This window comes from Sphingomonas lacunae, assembly GCF_012979535.1.
Classification (GTDB): Bacteria; Pseudomonadota; Alphaproteobacteria; order Sphingomonadales; family Sphingomonadaceae; genus Sphingopyxis; species Sphingopyxis lacunae.
In genome coordinates this window covers 1,841,165-1,858,940 of record NZ_CP053015.1, presented here as the reverse complement: position 1 = coordinate 1,858,940, position 17,776 = coordinate 1,841,165, and the positions used below count along the sequence as shown (strand labels likewise).

The 17,776-nt window shown below is 63.0% G+C and carries 12 protein-coding genes; 4 read left to right on the top strand and 8 right to left on the bottom strand.

Going from position 1 to position 17,776, the window contains the following annotated elements; genetic code table 11:
- The first annotated feature begins 93 nt into the window (after positions 1-93).
- Positions 94-879 carry an enoyl-CoA hydratase/isomerase family protein gene (locus GV829_RS08960; RefSeq protein ID WP_169945951.1) on the top strand — a complete coding sequence of 262 codons (786 nt, stop codon included), beginning with the start codon at positions 94-96 and terminating at the stop codon, positions 877-879.
- A gap of 12 nt (positions 880-891) precedes the next feature.
- On the opposite strand, the gene mmsB is transcribed toward GV829_RS08960, so the two are convergent.
- The 3 genes from mmsB to GV829_RS08945 form a co-directional block, all read right to left on the bottom strand.
- Positions 892-1,779, bottom strand: coding sequence for a 3-hydroxyisobutyrate dehydrogenase (gene mmsB / locus GV829_RS08955; protein ID WP_169945949.1), 888 nt, complete (start codon positions 1,777-1,779; stop codon positions 892-894).
- Between the two features lie 24 nt (positions 1,780-1,803).
- On the bottom strand, positions 1,804-3,300 hold the full coding sequence (locus GV829_RS08950; protein WP_169945946.1) for a CoA-acylating methylmalonate-semialdehyde dehydrogenase: 1,497 nt from the start codon (positions 3,298-3,300) through the stop codon (positions 1,804-1,806).
- A 260-nt stretch (positions 3,301-3,560) separates the two neighbouring features.
- On the bottom strand, positions 3,561-3,797 hold the full coding sequence (locus GV829_RS08945; RefSeq protein ID WP_169945944.1) for a hypothetical protein: 237 nt from the start codon (positions 3,795-3,797) through the stop codon (positions 3,561-3,563).
- Between the two features lie 249 nt (positions 3,798-4,046).
- On the opposite strand from GV829_RS08945, the gene GV829_RS08940 reads away from it, so the two are divergent.
- A complete protein-coding gene (locus GV829_RS08940; protein ID WP_169945942.1) occupies positions 4,047-5,087 on the top strand; it encodes a M48 family metallopeptidase in 1,041 nt (346 codons plus the stop codon).
- Positions 5,088-5,091: 4 nt separating this feature from the next.
- Here the strand turns inward: GV829_RS08940 and GV829_RS08935 are convergent, their stop codons facing one another.
- Positions 5,092-7,389, bottom strand: coding sequence for a pre-peptidase C-terminal domain-containing protein (locus GV829_RS08935; RefSeq protein ID WP_169945940.1), 2,298 nt, complete (start codon positions 7,387-7,389; stop codon positions 5,092-5,094).
- Positions 7,390-7,636: 247 nt separating this feature from the next.
- Here GV829_RS08935 and GV829_RS08930 point away from each other — a divergent pair, with 247 nt between their 5' ends.
- Positions 7,637-8,644 (top strand): glutathione S-transferase N-terminal domain-containing protein, encoded by a 1,008-nt coding sequence (locus tag GV829_RS08930; RefSeq protein ID WP_169945938.1) that lies wholly within the window; start codon positions 7,637-7,639, stop codon positions 8,642-8,644.
- A gap of 3 nt (positions 8,645-8,647) precedes the next feature.
- Here the strand turns inward: GV829_RS08930 and GV829_RS14390 are convergent, their stop codons facing one another.
- Positions 8,648-9,193: a CAP domain-containing protein gene (locus GV829_RS14390; protein ID WP_169945936.1), complete on the bottom strand. Its 546-nt coding sequence runs from the start codon at positions 9,191-9,193 to the stop codon at positions 8,648-8,650.
- Between the two features lie 275 nt (positions 9,194-9,468).
- On the opposite strand from GV829_RS14390, the gene GV829_RS08920 reads away from it, so the two are divergent.
- The gene (locus GV829_RS08920; RefSeq protein WP_169945934.1) at positions 9,469-13,053 is read left to right on the top strand and encodes an autotransporter outer membrane beta-barrel domain-containing protein; all 3,585 of its coding nucleotides are present in this window, start codon (positions 9,469-9,471) and stop codon (positions 13,051-13,053) included.
- Between the two features lie 103 nt (positions 13,054-13,156).
- Here the strand turns inward: GV829_RS08920 and GV829_RS08915 are convergent, their stop codons facing one another.
- The 3 genes from GV829_RS08915 to GV829_RS08905 all read right to left on the bottom strand — a co-directional run bounded on the left by GV829_RS08915 (position 13,157) and on the right by GV829_RS08905 (position 17,764).
- A complete protein-coding gene (locus tag GV829_RS08915) occupies positions 13,157-14,134 on the bottom strand; it encodes an alpha/beta fold hydrolase (protein ID WP_169945932.1) in 978 nt (325 codons plus the stop codon).
- A gap of 66 nt (positions 14,135-14,200) precedes the next feature.
- A complete protein-coding gene (locus tag GV829_RS08910; RefSeq protein ID WP_169945930.1) occupies positions 14,201-16,078 on the bottom strand; it encodes an AMP-binding protein in 1,878 nt (625 codons plus the stop codon).
- An 18-nt stretch (positions 16,079-16,096) separates the two neighbouring features.
- Complete coding sequence (locus GV829_RS08905) at positions 16,097-17,764, bottom strand: MFS transporter (RefSeq protein WP_169945928.1); 1,668 nt, start codon at positions 17,762-17,764, stop codon at positions 16,097-16,099.
- Positions 17,765-17,776 lie beyond the last annotated feature (12 nt).

Genomic DNA, 17,776 nt, shown 5'->3' with positions numbered 1-17,776 from the left:
TCGCCGACACCCATTGCAACTGTCAGGGGACAAGGGCGTGCCGATATGACAGCTTGGCCAAAAGCCAGAGAGCGCATCTAGGGAGAGCAGATCATGGCAGCACTGGATTATGCGGTCAGCGAAGGCATCGCGACCATTACCCTCAACCGGCCCGAGCGGATGAACACCATCTCGCGCGAAATGCTCGACGAGCTGACCGCGACGCTGGTCCGCGCTGATCGCGACCCGGAAGCCCGCGTCGTGATTCTCACCGGGACCGGCCGTGCCTTCTGCGCCGGGCTTGACCTTAACGAGGCAGCCAACGGCGAAGGTATCGGCACCGGCAGCAGCTTTGCCGACACCATCGACCTGCGCAACACGCCGCCGACCGTCCTGTTTGAAATGGACAAGCCCGTCATCTGCGCGCTCAACGGTTCAGCCGCCGGTTATGGCATGGACCTCGCGCTCGGCTGCGACATCCGCATCATGGCAGAGGATGCGAAGCTCGCCCCGGCCTTCGTCAAGCGGGGCATTGTGCCGGAATCCGGTGGAACCTGGTTTCTCCCCCGCATGGTCGGTTGGGCCAAGGCGGCGGAGATCATCTTCACCGGCCGCACCCTCAGCGCCGCCGACTGCCTCGCCGAGGGGCTTGCCAACCATGTCGTGCCGACCGCCGAGGTTGCCGCCACGGCCCGCACCATGGCGCTCGACATCGCCGCCAACGCACCCAAGGCCGTCCGCGCTGCCAAGCGGATGATGCGCATGGGCCTCGACGAGACTTTCCCGACGCATGTCCAGCATGTCTATCTGCAACTGCTGCCGCTGTTCGCCTCGGACGATTTCAAGGAAGGCATCAACAGCTTCCTCGAAAAGCGCCCCGCCGCTTTCACCGGCCGCTGAGCAGGGGCCGGGTCAGGCCGTCCCCGCCTGCAACGCGCGGATGATGGCGGAGAAATCGAGTCCCCCCTCACCCCGGGCGTCCATCGCTTCATAGAGCTCGCGCGCCTTGGCCCCCATCGGCGTGTCGGCATCCACCGATTGCGCCGCCTCCATCGCCAGCCGCAGGTCCTTGAGCATCAGCGCGGCGGCAAAGCCCCCCTGATAATCGCGGTCAGCGGGCGTCTCCGGCCCGACACCGGGCAGCGGGCAATAGCTGGTCAGCGACCAGTTCTGGCCCGAACTCACCGAGGCAATGTCAAAGAATGTCTGCGGGTCGAGCCCCAGCTTCTGCGCCAGCGCCAGGCTCTCGCACGTCGCGATCATCGACGCGCCGAGCAGCATGTTGTTGCAGATTTTCGCCGCCTGCCCCGCGCCCGGTCCGCCGGCATGGATCACCGCCTTGCCCATCGCCGAGAGGATCACTTCCGCCCGGTCGAATGCCTCCTTGCTGCCGCCAGCCATGAAGGTCAGCGTCCCGGCATTGGCTGCGGCAATCCCGCCCGAGACCGGCGCATCGACCGCCACGAGACCCTTGGCCGATGCCGCCTCGATGTTCGACCGCGCCGTCGCCACATCGATCGTCGAGCAATCGATCAACAGCGTGCCCGGCGCCGCATGGGGGAAGACATCGCCTTCATAGACCGCCGCGACATGTTTGCCGGCGGGCAGCATGGTGACGACCACCTCGGCCCCCGTCACCGCCTCCCCGGCGCTCGCGGCGCCCAGACAGCCCGCCTCAGCCGCGCGCGCCAAGGCCTCGGCGGACAGGTCAAAGGCACGCACGTCATGCCCGGCCTTCGCCAGATTGGCCGCCATCCCGCCGCCCATGTTGCCGAGGCCGATAAAGGCTATGCTGGTCATAAATTCTCTCCCGCTCGGCTCATCTCAACCCATCGTCGGGATGACGAACGCGTTGCCCCCGTCGACTGATCCGTCGGGCCAGCGCTGCGTGATCGTCTTGGTCTTGGTCCAGAAGCGGACGCCTTCCATTCCATGCTGGTTGATGTCGCCGAACGCGGAGCGCTTCCATCCGCCGAACGAGTGATAGGCGACCGGCACCGGAATCGGCACATTGATGCCGACCATGCCGACATTGACCCTATGGGCAAATTCGCGCGCCGCATGGCCGTTGCGGGTAAAGATGGCGACGCCATTGCCATATTGGTGCTGGCTGGGCAGCGCGAGCGCCTCCTCGAAACTGCCGGCACGAACCATCTGCAACACGGGGCCGAATATCTCTTCCTTGTAGCTTTCCATGCTGGTCGTCACCCGGTCGAACAGGCTCGGCCCGATGAAGAAGCCCTGCTCATGCCCTTGCAGGGCAAAGCCGCGTCCATCGACCACCAGTTCGGCACCTTCCTCGACGCCCTTGGCAATCCAGCCCTCGACCCGCGCCTTGTGCGCGGCATTGACCACCGGGCCATAATGGGCGTCAGCATCGGTCGAGACACCCACGCGCAGCTTGGCAATCGCCGGGATCAGCGCCTCGCGCAATTCGTTCGCTGTCTTGTCGGTCACCGGCACAACCACCGGCAGCGCCATGCAACGCTCACCTGCCGAGCCAAAGGCCGCGCCGGTCAGGTCATTGACCACCTGGTCGAGATCGGCGTCGGGCATGACGATGCCATGGTTCTTGGCCCCACCCATCGCCTGCACCCGCTTGCCCGCGGCCACCCCGCGATTATAGACATAATGGGCAATATCCGACGACCCGACAAAGCTCACCGCGGCAATGCCAGGATGGTCTAGGATGGCATCAACCATCTCCTTGTCGCCCTGCACCACCTGCAACACGCCCTCGGGCAGACCGGCCTCAAGGAACAGTTCTGCCAGCCGCACCGGCACACTCGGGTCACGCTCGCTCGGCTTCAGTATGAAGGCATTGCCCGTCGCCAGCGCCACGCCTGACATCCACAGCGGGATCATCGCCGGGAAGTTGAACGGCGTGATGCCCGCGCCAATGCCGACCGGCTGGCGCATCGAATAGACGTCGATGCCCGGCCCCGCGCCTTGCGTATATTCACCCTTCAGCGCGTGCGGAATGCCACAAGCGAACTCGATCACCTCCAGCCCGCGCTGGATGTCGCCCTTGCTGTCGGCAATTACCTTGCCATGCTCGCTCGACAGCAAATGCGCCAGCTCGTCCATATGGGCTTCGACCAGCCGCTTGAACTCGAACATCACCCGCGCGCGCCGCTGCGGGTTGGTCGCCGCCCAGCCCGGTTGTGCCGCCTGCGCTGCTGCCACCACCCGTTCGAGCAGGGCTGCGTCGCCCAGCGTCACCTGCGCCTGTACCGACCCGGCATTGGGATCGAATACGTCGCTGGTCCGGTTGCCCGAGACGGCAACACCGGGGGCGAGGAAATGGGGGATGCTGCGCATGAACTCGTTACTCCCGTTGATCATCTTTATGGCCATGCATTGCCACATGCGGCCGCGCAAACTAGCGGTTGAATCTCTTGCCAAAAGGATGCTGCATCACATCCGAACCCCATGTTCGGTTTGATCAGCCCTTGTGCTGGCTGATCCATTAGCCGAGGCCCCTTGCCACTTCAACGAGCCGTGGGCCAAGAGCGACTTTACAGCAACGAAAAAGGGCGACCGAACGGCCGCCCTTTCAGGAAATCAAGATGGACCTTGCGTCAGACGCTGGTCGGGGTGTCGTTGCTGTCATCGAGCGCGAAGAACAGGCCAAGGCCAGCCGCGATGACAACGAAAACGATCAGAAAAGGAAAGCCGCCAGCTTGCGCACTGAATTCTTCCGACTGGACGCTTGCGCGTTCGGCGGTAACCGGTGCCGGCGCGGTCTGAGCCATGACCGGAGCGCTCGAAAGCGATGCGCTGAGGATGGCGGCCAAGGCCAGCTTGCGAATGCTCATGGGGAGGCTCCTTACTTGTTGTGGTCCAGATTTGATAAACGCTTATTGCTCCAAGTCAGGTTAAAGTCAAGTTTATAGAAAGAATCATGACTGTCCTGGGTCAAGTCGCTGCAAAAACAAGATGAACCGATTGTTGCGATTCCGGTTCAATCTACCGCGCGGTTACGAATCACTATCCGGATCATTGGGCAGCGCCACTCGCTTCTGGGCACTTGTCACAATGGCGTCGAGCCATGCTATCATGCCCGCATGGACTGCCGTCCCAACCCAATCCATTCGCGCCTGTCCCGCCCATGGCTGCATCTGCTGCTGTTGCTTGGGCTGGCCATGGCGGCGGCGCCCCTCCACGCCGCAAATGAGACTCCGGCAGGCAGCGACATTGCCGCTCTTGACCTGCGCGTCGCAACGCTGGGCGAAGCCCTGGCTGTTGCGGCCCATGGTCTCTGCAGCGGCCCGGTGGCGCGCACCGGCATGGATCTGCACAGCCGCGCCCAGTACGGTCGCCTCACCGCTCAACAGGCCGCCGCGATGTTTCCGGCGGCAAATGGCGTCGCGGTCCTTTTGGTCGTCCCCGGCTCGCCCGCTGACAGGGCCGGGCTGCGCAGTGGCGACGGCCTGATCGCCATGGATGGCGTGCCTGTACCTGTCACCGCTGCCAGCGCCCGCCCTGACTATGCTTCAACCAGGGACGCGCTCGACCGACTCGATGCGGCTTTGGCTGACGGCGTAGCGCGATTGCATGTGCGGCGCAGCGATGGCAGCGACCATCAATTGGTGCTGCACGGCATCAATGGCTGCCCCACCCGCTTCCAGATGGACCCCGGCGGTGGCTTCGAAGCACTGGCCGATGGCCTCTATGTGCGGATCGGCCAAACCATGGTCGAAACAGCTGCCGATGATGATGTGCTCGCCGCGAGTATCGCGCACGAGCTTGCCCACAACATCCTGCACCATCGCCAACGACAGAACGCCGCCGGCATGCGGCGCGGCCTTGCCCGGATGTTTGGACGCAGCGCCGCCCTGTCCCGCGCGGCGGAGGCCGAGGCTGACCGGCTGACCCCATGGCTGATGGCCCGTGCCGGTCGTGATCCCGGCGCCGCCCTGGTCTGGCTTGACCTGCTCCAAAGCCGCATCGGTCCCTCGGCGCCCACCCATCCGTCCTGGGCGAGACGGCGCGCCATCATCAATGAACAGCTGCCGCTGATTGCTGCCCGCATCGCCGAAGAAAGATCGCTCGATCCCCCCTTTGACACGATCAACCCCGGCCCGCTTGTCCCGGACGGCGAATAGGCGCTTAGCGGTCGAGCGCCGCTATGTCCCTGCCCGGCCGCAGCCGGACGATGGCATCATCGACCTTCACGCTGCCGCGAACGATAACCAGATTCTGGTAATTGCGCTGATCATCAATGGTCGTCGCTTCAATCCGGCCGACATCGGGCGCATTGAACCGTTCGCGCAGATAGGTTGACAGTTCGCCCGCCGCCAGGATGCGATCACCGTTGACGTCACCCGCCCCGGCAAAGGCATCGCGAATGAAATGGGCAATATAGCCCCCGGCTTCAAACTTGTCCGCAACTGAACTGGTCAGATCCTCTTCGGAAGAGAAAATGCCCATCACGCCGGGACGGCTGACCACATCGCGTTCGAACCCGCCGGAGAAACAACTGTCCAGAACCGCCAGTGCTACGCGGGCGCGGACTGTGCCGAACAGGCGAGCCAGCTCGTCATCCGTCAGGTCACCATCATACAGGGTCAGCGTTTCGTCCATGCCATCAGGTTCGGTAGGGCTCACCTGCCCCCGTTCCTGTCCGCCATGTCCGGAATAAAAGAAGAGGAAGACATCATCCGGCCCGGCCTGCGCTGCCACTCGGGCAAAGGCCTGACGCACCCCGGCAACCGTCCCTTCGGCATTGGTCAGGGTGATGCTTGCCGGATTGAGCAACCCCTGACCGCGCAGCGTCTGCTCCAGCTTGGTCGCATCCTCATCGGTCAGCGGCAGGTCATTGCCCTCACCCTCATAGTCGGAAATGCCGACCATCACCGCAAATACCCGTTGGCCACCCCGCACCGCGGCCAGCGCCGGTGGCTCTTCGCCCGGCATCACCGACAGGGTGTAATCACCCGTCTCGCCCGGCCGATAGGATGTGACGATAACCTCATATTCGCCATTTTCGCTCAGCACCTGAGCGATCTGGGCATTGGTGCCGTCAGGACCATCATCATTGTCCGTGCCCTCACCCGAAGGCGATCGCATCATGACATAGGTGTCAAACGCGCTTGAACCGACGTCAATCGTTACCCGCTGACCCCGGCGGCCAACAAATCGGTAGCTGTCGCTATATTCCCCCGAATTCAGCTGCGCGTCGCCCTGCGCCAGACGGCCTGACCGCCTCTCTCCGATGGCCAGCAACGTACCGGCGCTGGCGGTCGGGCGCACCGCCGGGGTCGTGCTGTTATCACGGTCGCTCGTGGCCAGTGACCGCTCGCCGCCATCGGTTTCCAGTCTCAGGTTGAATGCACCGGTTTCCCCCGGGCGATAGGATGTGACGGTGACGGTGTAGCGCCCGTCACTGGGCAGAGTGGCGTTCAGCCGGCTGTTCGTTCCACCAGCCGGATCATCATCATTATCCTCGGAAAAGCCGCCAGGTCCCCGCACCATCAGATAGGGGTCGAAATCGCTCGACCGCAGCGTCAGGTCGACGCGCTGGCCGGCCCGCCCCTGAAAACTATATTCCCGGGTGAACTCGCCAGAGGAAAGTTGCGTATCCCCCTGCGCCAGCCGTCCCGATACGTCGCTGCCTGGCAACAGGGTCACGCCGGCGCCGCGGTCTCCGCCATCGCGCACCCGTTCCCCATCGCTCGCCGCCAGGTCGGTCGTTGCTTCGGCACGGCCGGAGCGACTGACGCTCAGCGAATAGGCACCGCTCTCACCCGAAGCATAGCTGGTCGCGCCGATCCGCATCTGGCCGCTTTCGGGCAGCGTGACGCGCACACGGGCATTGCGTGTCGCGCCGCGGTCATCATCGTCATTGTCCTCGGACAGGTCGCCCGGTCCACGCACCAGCAAGTAGCTGTCGATCGCCGCTGATCGCATGCTGATATCATACGTCTCGCCGGCCTGCCCCTGCAGAGTGTAATAATCGATGAACTCGCCGCTGGGCAAAGTGGTGTCCCCGCTTGCCAGTTGGCCATTCACCGGCCTGCCCGCGACGATGGCGGTGCCGCCGCTTGGCCGGGCCGAGGCAAAGCTGCCATTTCGAACACTCAGCCGATAGTCACCGGTTTCACCCGCGCTGTAAGAGGTGACGCCAATGGTATAGCGCCCGCTCGCCGGCAGCGTGACAACCAGTTCGGATGACCGGTCGGCTTCCGACACATCGTCATTGTCTTCCGAAAAACCGTCCGGGCCGCGCATCAGCAAATAGGGATCAATGGCACCCGATTCGACCCGGATGGTCAACGTCTCACCGGCGCGGCCCGACAGCGTGTAGCGGTCGATATATTCGCCCGTGCTGATGGTCGCGTCTGTAGAGGCAAGGCTGCCGTTGATCGTCTGCCCGGCGCGAACGCTCTGTTGGGCTTGGATCGGCATGGACCAGGCAGCGAACGCGGTTCCGGCCAGCATCAAAAACGATGTGCGCTTCATATTCCCCCCTGAATAGCCACGGATTTCTCGTGGATGCGACTCCGCCTTGTTACATCTGTGCACCGGCCCGATCAACCGAAGCCGGCTTGTGATCGGCAATATTTTGACATACTTGATGCCATTACATCCGCGAACAGGTAGCCAAGGCCGCTCTAACTTGCCCTCTACCTGCCAGACATGGAGTGAACCGACGATGACCCAGCGATATGAAATCCACGGCGCACTCGGCTCGCCCTATTCGCTCAAGGTGCGCGCTGTCATGCGCTACCGCCGCCTGCCGCACATCTGGATCCACGGCCTCGCCACCCAAGGCGCCGCGCTGGCGAATGTCCGGGCGCCGGTCATCCCCGTCGTCCGCTTTCCCGATGACAGCTGGCACAATGACTCAACACCATTGATCCACGAACTGGAGCGCCGTCATCCCGCCGACCGTTCGTTGATCCCGCCCGATCCCGCCCGGGCCTTCCTCGCAGCCCTCATTGAGGATTTTGCCGACGAATGGCTGACAAAGGCCATGTTCGGCTACCGCTGGCTCGAAGACATCGACCAGATCCAGATGAGCCGCTGGCTCGCCTTTGACGCGCTCAAGGGCGGTGGCCTCGAAACGTCACAGAACAACGCCGAAATCTTCCGGCAACGCCAGGTCAGCCGCATGGCCATAGTCGGCTGCACGAAGGACAATTTCCCGCTTATCGAAGCGTCGACACGTGCCGTCCTCGCCGCGCTCGAAGCCCATGTCACAGACCGCCACTGCCTGTTCGGCACCCGGCCGTCGATTGCCGAATTCGGCATCTACGGACAATTGTCCCAACTAGGGGTGGATCCCACCGCCCAGACAATGATGCGCGCGGACTATCCCTACAGCTTCCGCTGGCTCTCCCATATCGACGACATGTCCGGCATTGAGGGCGAGTGGGATGCCGTCGAAACACCGCTGCCACCGGTTGTGCCAGCCCTGCTCGACGCAATCGGCCAAGTCTACCTGCCGTTTCTCCTCGCCAATACCGCAGCACTTGAAGCTGGTCACACAGAGGTGCGGATGACCGCAATGGGCCTGCCCTATGTGCAGGGACCGTTCGGATATCAGGCCAAGTGCCTCGCGGCATTGCGCGCGCTTCATGCGGCATTGCCTGCCAGCGCACGCCAGAATGTCGATCCGATCCTGGACGCTGCGGGGTGCCTTGCGCCGCTTGTCGCATGATGATCAGGGGACCGGGTCGCCCATGACATTGCCGGCCGGTGCATAGCGGCAAACCAGCACCTCCCAGGTTCGACCGCGGTACAGGCCGCAGCCGACGGATTGGGTGTCGCGCCATATCATCTGTGTGTAATGCCCCACCGCAGACCAATTGCCGGTGCGGCTGACGTCGGGGAAACGGCCGGGTCTGAAATCTTGCCTTTCCTCGGCCCATGCCCCGACCATATCCTCAATCCGGTAATGACCGGCCGTCCCCATCCACAAATTCTCGCCCAACGCCTCAACGCCACTGTGCTCCAGGATGCCGTCGCCTCCGATCCGGGCAGCCCATTGCTCGGCCCCCGTTGCCAAGCCTGCATCCCATGCTAGCGGAGGCGACCCAAAACGCGACCGTTCCTGATTGTGTAGCAGCAGCAACAGGTCAATTTGCTGCCCATTCAGCGAGACCGGGGCTTGGCGACCCGCGTAGTTGACAATGCTGACGGCCCGGCCCTCGCGCGGATGACAGCCAAAAACAAACAATCCGCAAGCCGCAGCTTTGAGGAGACGCATGCCCACGCGATAGAGCGGACGAAAGCGGGTACCATGCAATGGCGAACGCGAGCTGGAAGGAGGGGGGAAGGCCAGAGCTCGATCCTTTCCAAAAAGCCTGCCGGAGGGCACAACTTGGATGATTTGTTCTTGCGTTGCCGGATTGCCACAGTCGCAACAATCGCGCCCAATGCCATTGCCAGCCCCCAATTCGCGACATAGCATGCGATCATTCGGGACGATTCTCGCTTAACAACACAATAAGTTATTCGTTCAATCCATAGGGGTTTCCAAACATGACCACATCAGGATTCAAGCGTTCCGCTGGCCGGGTCGCGCGCCTGTCGCTGCTGACCACTGCTTGCGCCGCTTCCTTTGCTTATGCTGCGCCAGCCCTTGCCGACGGTGGCGCGCTGGCAGGGACCGGAGCGTTGCAAAATATACAGCCGGAAGCGCATGGCAATCTGACGGCTGTTCTTCCCGAGGCACAATCGGCGCTGTTGCCTGCTGTCGTTCCCGAAGCCCACACCTATGTTGAAGCAACCGCGCCGGTTCCGCATCGCGCTTTCATTGACCCGTCGGAACCCGAGCCTGAGATTCTGATCTCCAACCCGGGCACACCGACCACGGCTCGTGACACGGGCATCACCGGCGTTGGCCAGATGGTGGTTGATAGCGGCGGCGGCTTCATCGGCCTGTGCACCGGTACGCTCATCAATCCGCGCACCGTCATTTTCGCGGCGCACTGCGTCAACACCCGCCCGGCCACCGCTTATGGCGCAAACTCGGGCGGCACCGGAATCGCCTTTGGTTTCGAAGCCTTTACGCGCGCCAACGCACCTGGCGAAGTGGACGAGCTGCGCCGCTGGCTGCTTGGCGACGCCGGCACTGGCGCGGGCCGTTTCCAGACCAACCTCGCCCAGGCCTTCTACAACGTCAATCAGGTGGTCTATAACCCGTTCAGCCTTGAGCCGGCGTCACGCGGCTTCCTGTATGGCGACGTGGCGCTTGCAACGCTCGACACACCTGCTGCCAACATCCCGACCTGGGCCTTGCTCTTCTCGCCGCTGTCGGCTCCGTCGACCATCAGCCAGGCCACTGGCACCGGCTATAATGTCGGCATCGTCGGCTACGGCGGCAACGGCACCGGCACTTCGGGCACTCAACCGATCGACTTCCGTCGCCGTGCGGCTGAGAATGTCATCGGCGCGCTGACCGACCTCAACACGTTCGAACAATTCCTGTTCGGTTCACCGCCTTCGACCCTGACGCAGAACCTCTACTTCATCGACTTCGATGATCCGCTTCGTGGTGCTGAAGGCGCCAGCATCTTTGACTTCAACGCGTTCAAGGATGACGCCCGCTTTAAGAATGGCGTGCCGAGCGAAGGCACCACCGCCGGTGGTGACTCGGGCGGCCCGATGATTCTCCAGAACTTCTCGCGCCAGTTGGTGATCGGCGTACTGTCGGGCGGCTACACCCGCTTCTTCAACGGTCAGTCGACCAATGGCTATGGCACGGTCAGCTTCTACCAGCCGCTCTATCTCTATTGGGACTGGATCGCCGCCAACAACCCTTACCACTATGTGTCTGCCAAGGCTGGCGACGGCAGCTGGACCGACCCGACCCGCTGGGTCTCCACGCTTGATCCGTCCTATTATATTTTGTCGGGCGGTCAGCCAGTCAACGGCATCCCCACCGTTCCGGGTGAGCAGGCCGCTGGTACCAGTGGCGACTTCGGCCAGATCTGCTTCCAGTCGACCTTCTTCCAGTCGGATGAATGCTACGACACGGCAACCGGCGACTTCCTCGTCAATGGCCAACCGGCAACGGCCGGACAGCCTACTGATGGCCTGACCATCATGCATGTCGATGGTGATGCCGTCGCCAACGCAGCCGGAAATGGCTTTGTCAGCACCGGGCCGACGCCGCACAATGGCGCACCGGTCTTGCCGGCGGCTACCTTGGCCAATGGGCTGCCGGGTGCCAGCGACTTTGTCCCGAACAACAGCGATCCGGTGCGCGAAACCGGTGTCCTGGCCCGCTACTTTGACGTAACCCTGTCGGCCACTGGCACGACGACCCTGTCGGGTGCCAACATCGTGATCGATCGTCTGACGATCGGCACGGCGGGCGCTGGCTTGGTGATCGCCAATACGGGCACGCTCACCTCGCTGATCAACGTCAACCAGTTCGCCGGTACTGTCGCAGTGAACGGCACGCTGACCAGCGTTGGTGACTACAGCCTGTTCGGCGGCGCCATTTCGGGCACCGGCCGCATCAACACGCCGTTCCTCACCAGTGTTCTCGGCACCTTCAACCCCGGAACCACGACGACGGTCGGCAACCTGACGGTTGGTGGCAACCTGGTCATGTCGTCCGGCACCAACTACATCGTCAATCTGGGCCCGAACCAGACCTCTGACCGGATCACGGTCGTGGTGAATGGCGATCCGGCTGGCGGTCGGGCCAATGTCGGCGGCACGCTCAGCCTCGCTCCTGTGGCCGGTTACCGGGTAACCTATGGTGACCAGTTCACCATCGTCTCGGCCGCGGGCGGTGTCTCGGGTCAGTTCGTCGCACCGGGCGCGTTCTCGCCGATCCTCAATCCGGTTGTCAGCTATGGCGCTAGCAGCGTGACTGTCCGTATCGACGCACGCTCATACAATACGGTGATCGACGCCAGCTCGCCGATCCAGCGCGCCTTCGCCCAGCTGCTTGATCAGAATCGTCCAGGCTCGGCGGGCAACCTCGCTGGCGTCTATGGTGAGCTCGACCTCATGACCCAGGCGAACATTCGTTCGACCCTGGAAGGTCTGGCACCGCGCACTCCGTCGATGACCATCGGCTCGGGTGTGGTGATGAACGAAGTGCTCGGACGCTTCTTCCGTGAACGTATCGCCAATGCCGCCACAGGGGAAACGGCCGGAACGGTCGCCATGTACGGCCGCCCGCTACAGCTTGCAGCGCTCAATGCCAATGACGGCATGGGCATGGAGGTGATGAGCGATGTCGGCACCGGCATGGTCAACACTGGCACCACCGACGAAGACAGCGCGCTGTTCCTCGCCGGCGGCTATATCAACGGCAGTGGCGTTGCCACCACCGGCGCCACACCGGGCGGTCGCAACAAGTTCGACGGCTTCTACATCACCGCCGGTATCGAACAGTCGGTTGGCGACAAGGACTTCTTCGGCTTCGGCTTCACCTATGCCGATCTCGACGGTTCCGCGCCCAACAACCTCGCTGAAACCGGTGGAAACCTTTATCAGGGCACCGTCTATGGCGGCGTTCATGTGGGGTCGCGCGCTCTGGCTGATTTCCAGGCCAGCGGCGGCATTTACAGCCTCTCGTCAGCACGCACGGCAATTGTCGGTCTGAACACCTTCAACTTGACCGCCAACGACGATGTGATGTCGATGTCGGGCGAACTGGGCCTCAGCGTCCTCCCGGCCAGCACAGCCGGTATTGCGGTTACCCCGCGTGTTTCGCTGCGCTACAGCATGCTGAACTTCAAGCCGCTGTCCGAAACGGGTGGTGCCGCCGGCATGACCTACGATCTCGACTCGTCGGAAAGCCTCCAGGCACGGGCGGGCTTCACTGCGCGCACCTCTGCGGGCAATGTGCGTCCTTATCTGTCGCTCAACTATGTCCACGAACTGCTTGACCAACCGGTCGGTGTTCTTGGGAACTTCACCCTGGGCAGCGGCAATGGCGTCCTGTTCGGCTTTGACGGTGACGACAAGAATTGGGGCGAAGCTGCTGCCGGTGTCACCATCGGTGGTGAAAACATCTCGGCCAGCCTGTCGGCAGAAACCACGGTGTTCCGCAGCGACTATCGCAACCAGACCTATCGCGCCTCGATCAGCTGGCGCTTCTGATCGCGCCGGGGGCGCTGCCCCCGGCAACGATAGACATGAAAGGGGCCGGACGAGCGATCGTCCGGCCCCTTTGTCATTCTGGCAGCCCGGATTGACCGCAAGGTCAGCAGACCCGAATGGTGCGCCGCAGCCAGTCTAGCAACAATGTTTCTACCTCGCTGGCGCGTTCAGCCTGTATCCAGTGCCCACATCCTTCGAGCATATGTGTTTCCACGCCCGGCACATGATCACGCATGATCGGCAGCGGGTCGGCACTGCCCAGCACCAACGCCGGGTCGCTCGCACCGCCAATGAACAGCGCCGGGATACGGATGACCGGGTCAAACTGTCCTGCCCAGACAAAGTCGCGCTGATGGTTGCGGTAGCGGTTGAGCGGGCCACGAAAGCCTGACCGGGAGAATTGCGACACGGCCGCCTCGAAATAGCCCTGGTGCAACCATGGCGGGACGCGGTCCGGAAAGCGCAGGCCCTGCATCAGCGTCATGTCCGCCGTCTTGTCATTGGGCCAGTCACCGGGAGCGGCATCACCGGAAATCGTGTGGTAAAATGCCTTGAGGAAGCGCGCCGGATCAGCTTCCAACTCCATCTCAGCCACTCCGGGCTGCTGAAAATAGGCCTGATAGAAAAATCGGTTCTTCGCTGTGAATCGCTGCGTGAACAATTCGTCGAACGGCATCTTGGCCCGCCCTGACCAGGGGATCGACAGCGCCGCGACCGCGCCAAATATATCGGGACGAGCCATCGCAGCATTCCATACAATCGCCGCGCCCCAGTCATGCCCGACCAGCGTCACCGGCTGTCCGGGCGACAGTTCTGCTGCCACTGCCGCGAGATCAGCGACCATCAACTCCATGCGATAGTCAGCCACTTCCGGCGGTGCGTCGCTGTCACCATAACCGCGCACGTCGATCGCGCAGGCGCGATAGCCAGCCTCCGCCGCTGCAGCCGACAATCGCGCCCATGACTGGCGCAGTTCAGGAAATCCATGGACAAACAGCACCGGCGGCCCTTCGCCGGCCACATCAGCGGCGATCCGTACTCCTCCGGCGCCAGTGAACAGATGGGTCGGTGCGTTGGTCATGCGGATCTCCTCAACAGCAGCGCCGGTCTGTCAGCCCACCGCGCTCCTGTCCAGCCGTAAGCCGCATCAGCTCTCCACGTGCACCACTGCCGCGATCATGCCCGGCACCGCCGCATCCTCGATGGTAGGCGGCGTCACCAACTCGTCCCCGTTGCAGATGGTCCGCAACAGGTTGCGCAGTGTCTTGCCCGAACGCGTCTTGGGCAGCGCCGGCACGACATGCGCCGTCTTCAGAGCTGCCACAGCGCCGAGCTCGTGCCGCACCGCCGCAATCACCCGCGTCGCCATCGCGCTGTCGCTCTCATACCCGGCGCGCGGCACGACAAAGGCGATCGGCACCATACCCTTGATCGCATCATCGGCGCCGATCACCGCGCATTCGGCAACGCCATCCTGCGCCGCCACGATCTGTTCCATCTGTCCGGTCGACAGCCGGTGCCCGGCGACATTGATGATATCATCCGTCCGCCCCATGACATGGACGAAACCCTCGGCATCGATGAAGCCCGCATCGCCGGTCTCGTACCAGCCGGGGAAGGTGGCGAAATTCTTCTCCCAGCCGGCATGATTGTTCCACAACGTGCGGAACGCGCCCGGCGCCAGCGGTGCCCTGATCACCACCGCCCCGCTTTCGCCCGTTGGCACCGGCTGCCCATCCTCACCCAGCACGGCAAAGGCAAAGCCCGGAACCGGAAAGCCCGCACTGCCGCGCTTTCGGCGCGAGTCGCCCAGCGCCACACAACTGGCAATCGCCGGCCAGCCCAGCTCAGTCTGCCACCAATGGTCGATCACCGGCAGGCCGCTCTTCTCCTCCAGCCAGCCGATGGTATCCGGGTCAGCGCGCTCTCCGGCGAGGAAAATGGCCTGCAAACCACCCAACCCCTCGGCAGCCAAGAAGGTCGCGTCGGGGTCTTCCTTGCGCACCGCGCGGATCGCCGTGGGCGCGGTGAAGAATGTCTTCACCCCATGCCGCGCAATCGTCCGCCAGAAAGTCCCTGCGTCGGGCGTGCCGACCGGCTTGCCCTCGAACAGGACGCTCGTCGCCCCGACGATCAGTGGCGCATAGACAATATAGCTGTGCCCGACGACCCAACCCACGTCTGATGCCGCCCAGAACACGTCGCCTGCGCCAATCCCGTAGATGTTCGCCATCGACCAGGCGAGCGCCACCGCATGGCCACCATTGTCGCGCACCACGCCCTTGGGAGTGCCTGTCGTTCCGCTCGTATAGAGGATGTAGAGCGGATCATCCGCTGCCACCGCCACGCACTCCGGCACAGCCTCGCCCGCCACCGCTTCGCGCAACACCGCCCAATCGATATCGCGCGGCCCATGCAGGTCGGCTGTCACCCGGTCGCGCTGAAACAGCAGCACATGCTCAGGCGGATGTTCGGCAAACACCAGCGCCTCGTCGACCATCGGCTTGTAGGCGATGGTTCGCGCCCCTTCGATCCCGCACGAGGCGGTGAGCAACAGCTTGGGCCGGGCATCGTCGATCCGCTTCGCCAGTTCGAGCGGCGCAAAGCCACCGAACACCACCGAATGGATTGCTCCCAGCCGCGCACAGGCGAGCATGGCGAAAACCGTTTCAGGGATCATCGGCATATAGATGACCACCCGATCACCCTTGCCGACGCCCAGCCGCACCAGCATCGCCGCCACCCGGCCGACCTCATCGAGCATTTCGGCAAAGCTAAACCGCCGGATCGTGCCCGTGACGGGGCTGTCATAGATCAGGGCAATCGCATCCCCGCGCCCTGCCAGCACATGCCGGTCAAGCGCATTGAAGCATGTGTTGAGGGCACCGCCGGCAAACCAGCCGCCTTGATCATCCCATGCCCGCGACGGCGGTGTCACCCAGTCGATGGCCGCTGCCGCTTGCCGCCAGAACGCCTCTGGGTCTTCGATACTGTCGCGCAGCGCGCGGGCATAGGCTTCACTCATCGCGGGTCCGTCTTCGCCTCAATCGTCAATGTTGCGCCGGAATGTTTCGGGCAAAAAGATCAGGCCGATGACGACGGTCAAGGTGGCGACGATCACCGGATACCACAGGCCATAGCTGACATCCCCGGTTGCCGCGACCATGGCAAAGGCGGTCGTCGGCAGGAATCCGCCGAACCAACCATTGCCTAGATGATAGGGCAGCGACATCGACGTGTAGCGGATGCGGCTGGGGAACAGTTCGACCAGCATCGCCGCAATCGGGCCATACACCATGGTCACCAGCAGCACGAGGTAGAAGAGGATGGCCACTACCATCACCTTGTTGATGCCCGCCGGATCAGCCTTGTCAGGATAACCTGCCGCCGTCAGCGTCGTCTTCAGCTCTCCCTGAAAGGCGGTGATTGCCGCCGCTCTCGCCTCACCGCTCACTTCCGCCGGGTCGGGCGCCATCAGGCTGGCCCCGCCCACCTGCACCGTCGCCACCGTGCCGGCTGGGGCCTCCACGTTGCGATAATCGATGCCATTTTTGGCCAGCCAGGCCTTGGCGATGTCGCAACTGGTGCTGTCGAACCTGTTGCGGCCAATCGGGTCAAACTGGACAGAACATTCGTTCGGGTCAGCGGTCACCGTCACCGGCGCGTTGATCGTCGCAGTGCCGAGCGCCGGATTGGCTGCCTTTGACAAGGCGTTGAACGCCGGAAAATAGGTGAGCGCAGCCAGCGCACAACCACCGAGGATGATGTATTTCCGGCCGATCTTGTCCGACAGCCAGCCGAACAGCACAAAAAATGGCGTGCCCAGCAACAGCGCGATTGCAATCAGTATATTCGCCTGCGCGCCATCGACCTTCAGGATTTTCTCTAGATAGAACAACGCGTAAAACTGCCCGGTGTACCAAACCACCGCCTGCCCGGTAACAGCGCCGAACAGGGCGATCAGCACCCATTTGGCGTTGCTCCATCGCCCGAATGCCTCGGTGAGTGGCGCCTTGGATGTGGTCCCTTCTTCCTTCATCTTCTGGAAGACCGGGCTTTCATTCAATTGCATCCGGATCCACAGCGACACGCCCAGCAACAGGATCGAGATGAGGAAAGGCAGGCGCCATCCCCAAGCAGAAAAGCTTTCCTCACCCATGCTGGTGCGTATGCCGATGACCACCAGCAGCGCGGCAAACAGGCCGAAAGTAGCGGTGATCTGAATGAAGCTGGTGTACAGGCCGCGTCGGTTGTTGGGGGCATGTTCGGCGACATAGGTCGCCGCCCCGCCATATTCTCCGCCCAGCGCCAGCCCCTGCAGGATACGCAGGAAGATGAGGATGATTGGCGCCGCCACGCCAATGCTCTCATATCCGGGCAGCAAGCCGACCGCAAAGGTCGAAAGGCCCATGATCCCCATAGTGACAAGAAAGGTGTTCTTGCGTCCGACCAGATCCCCGACCCTGCCGAACACCAGCGCGCCAAAGGGCCGCACCGCAAAGCCGGCGGCAAAGGCACCGAGCGCGAGGATAAACCCCGTCGTCTCGTTCACGCCAGAGAAAAACACCTTGGAAATGTGGGTGGCGAGCAATCCGTAGAGATAGAAATCATACCATTCGAATACCGTGCCGAGCGAAGAGGCGGTGATCACCTTCTTCTCACTTTGCGTCGCCACATGATGCTTGGGCAGAACCCCCGCGTCCTCGCTCATCAATCTATCCCC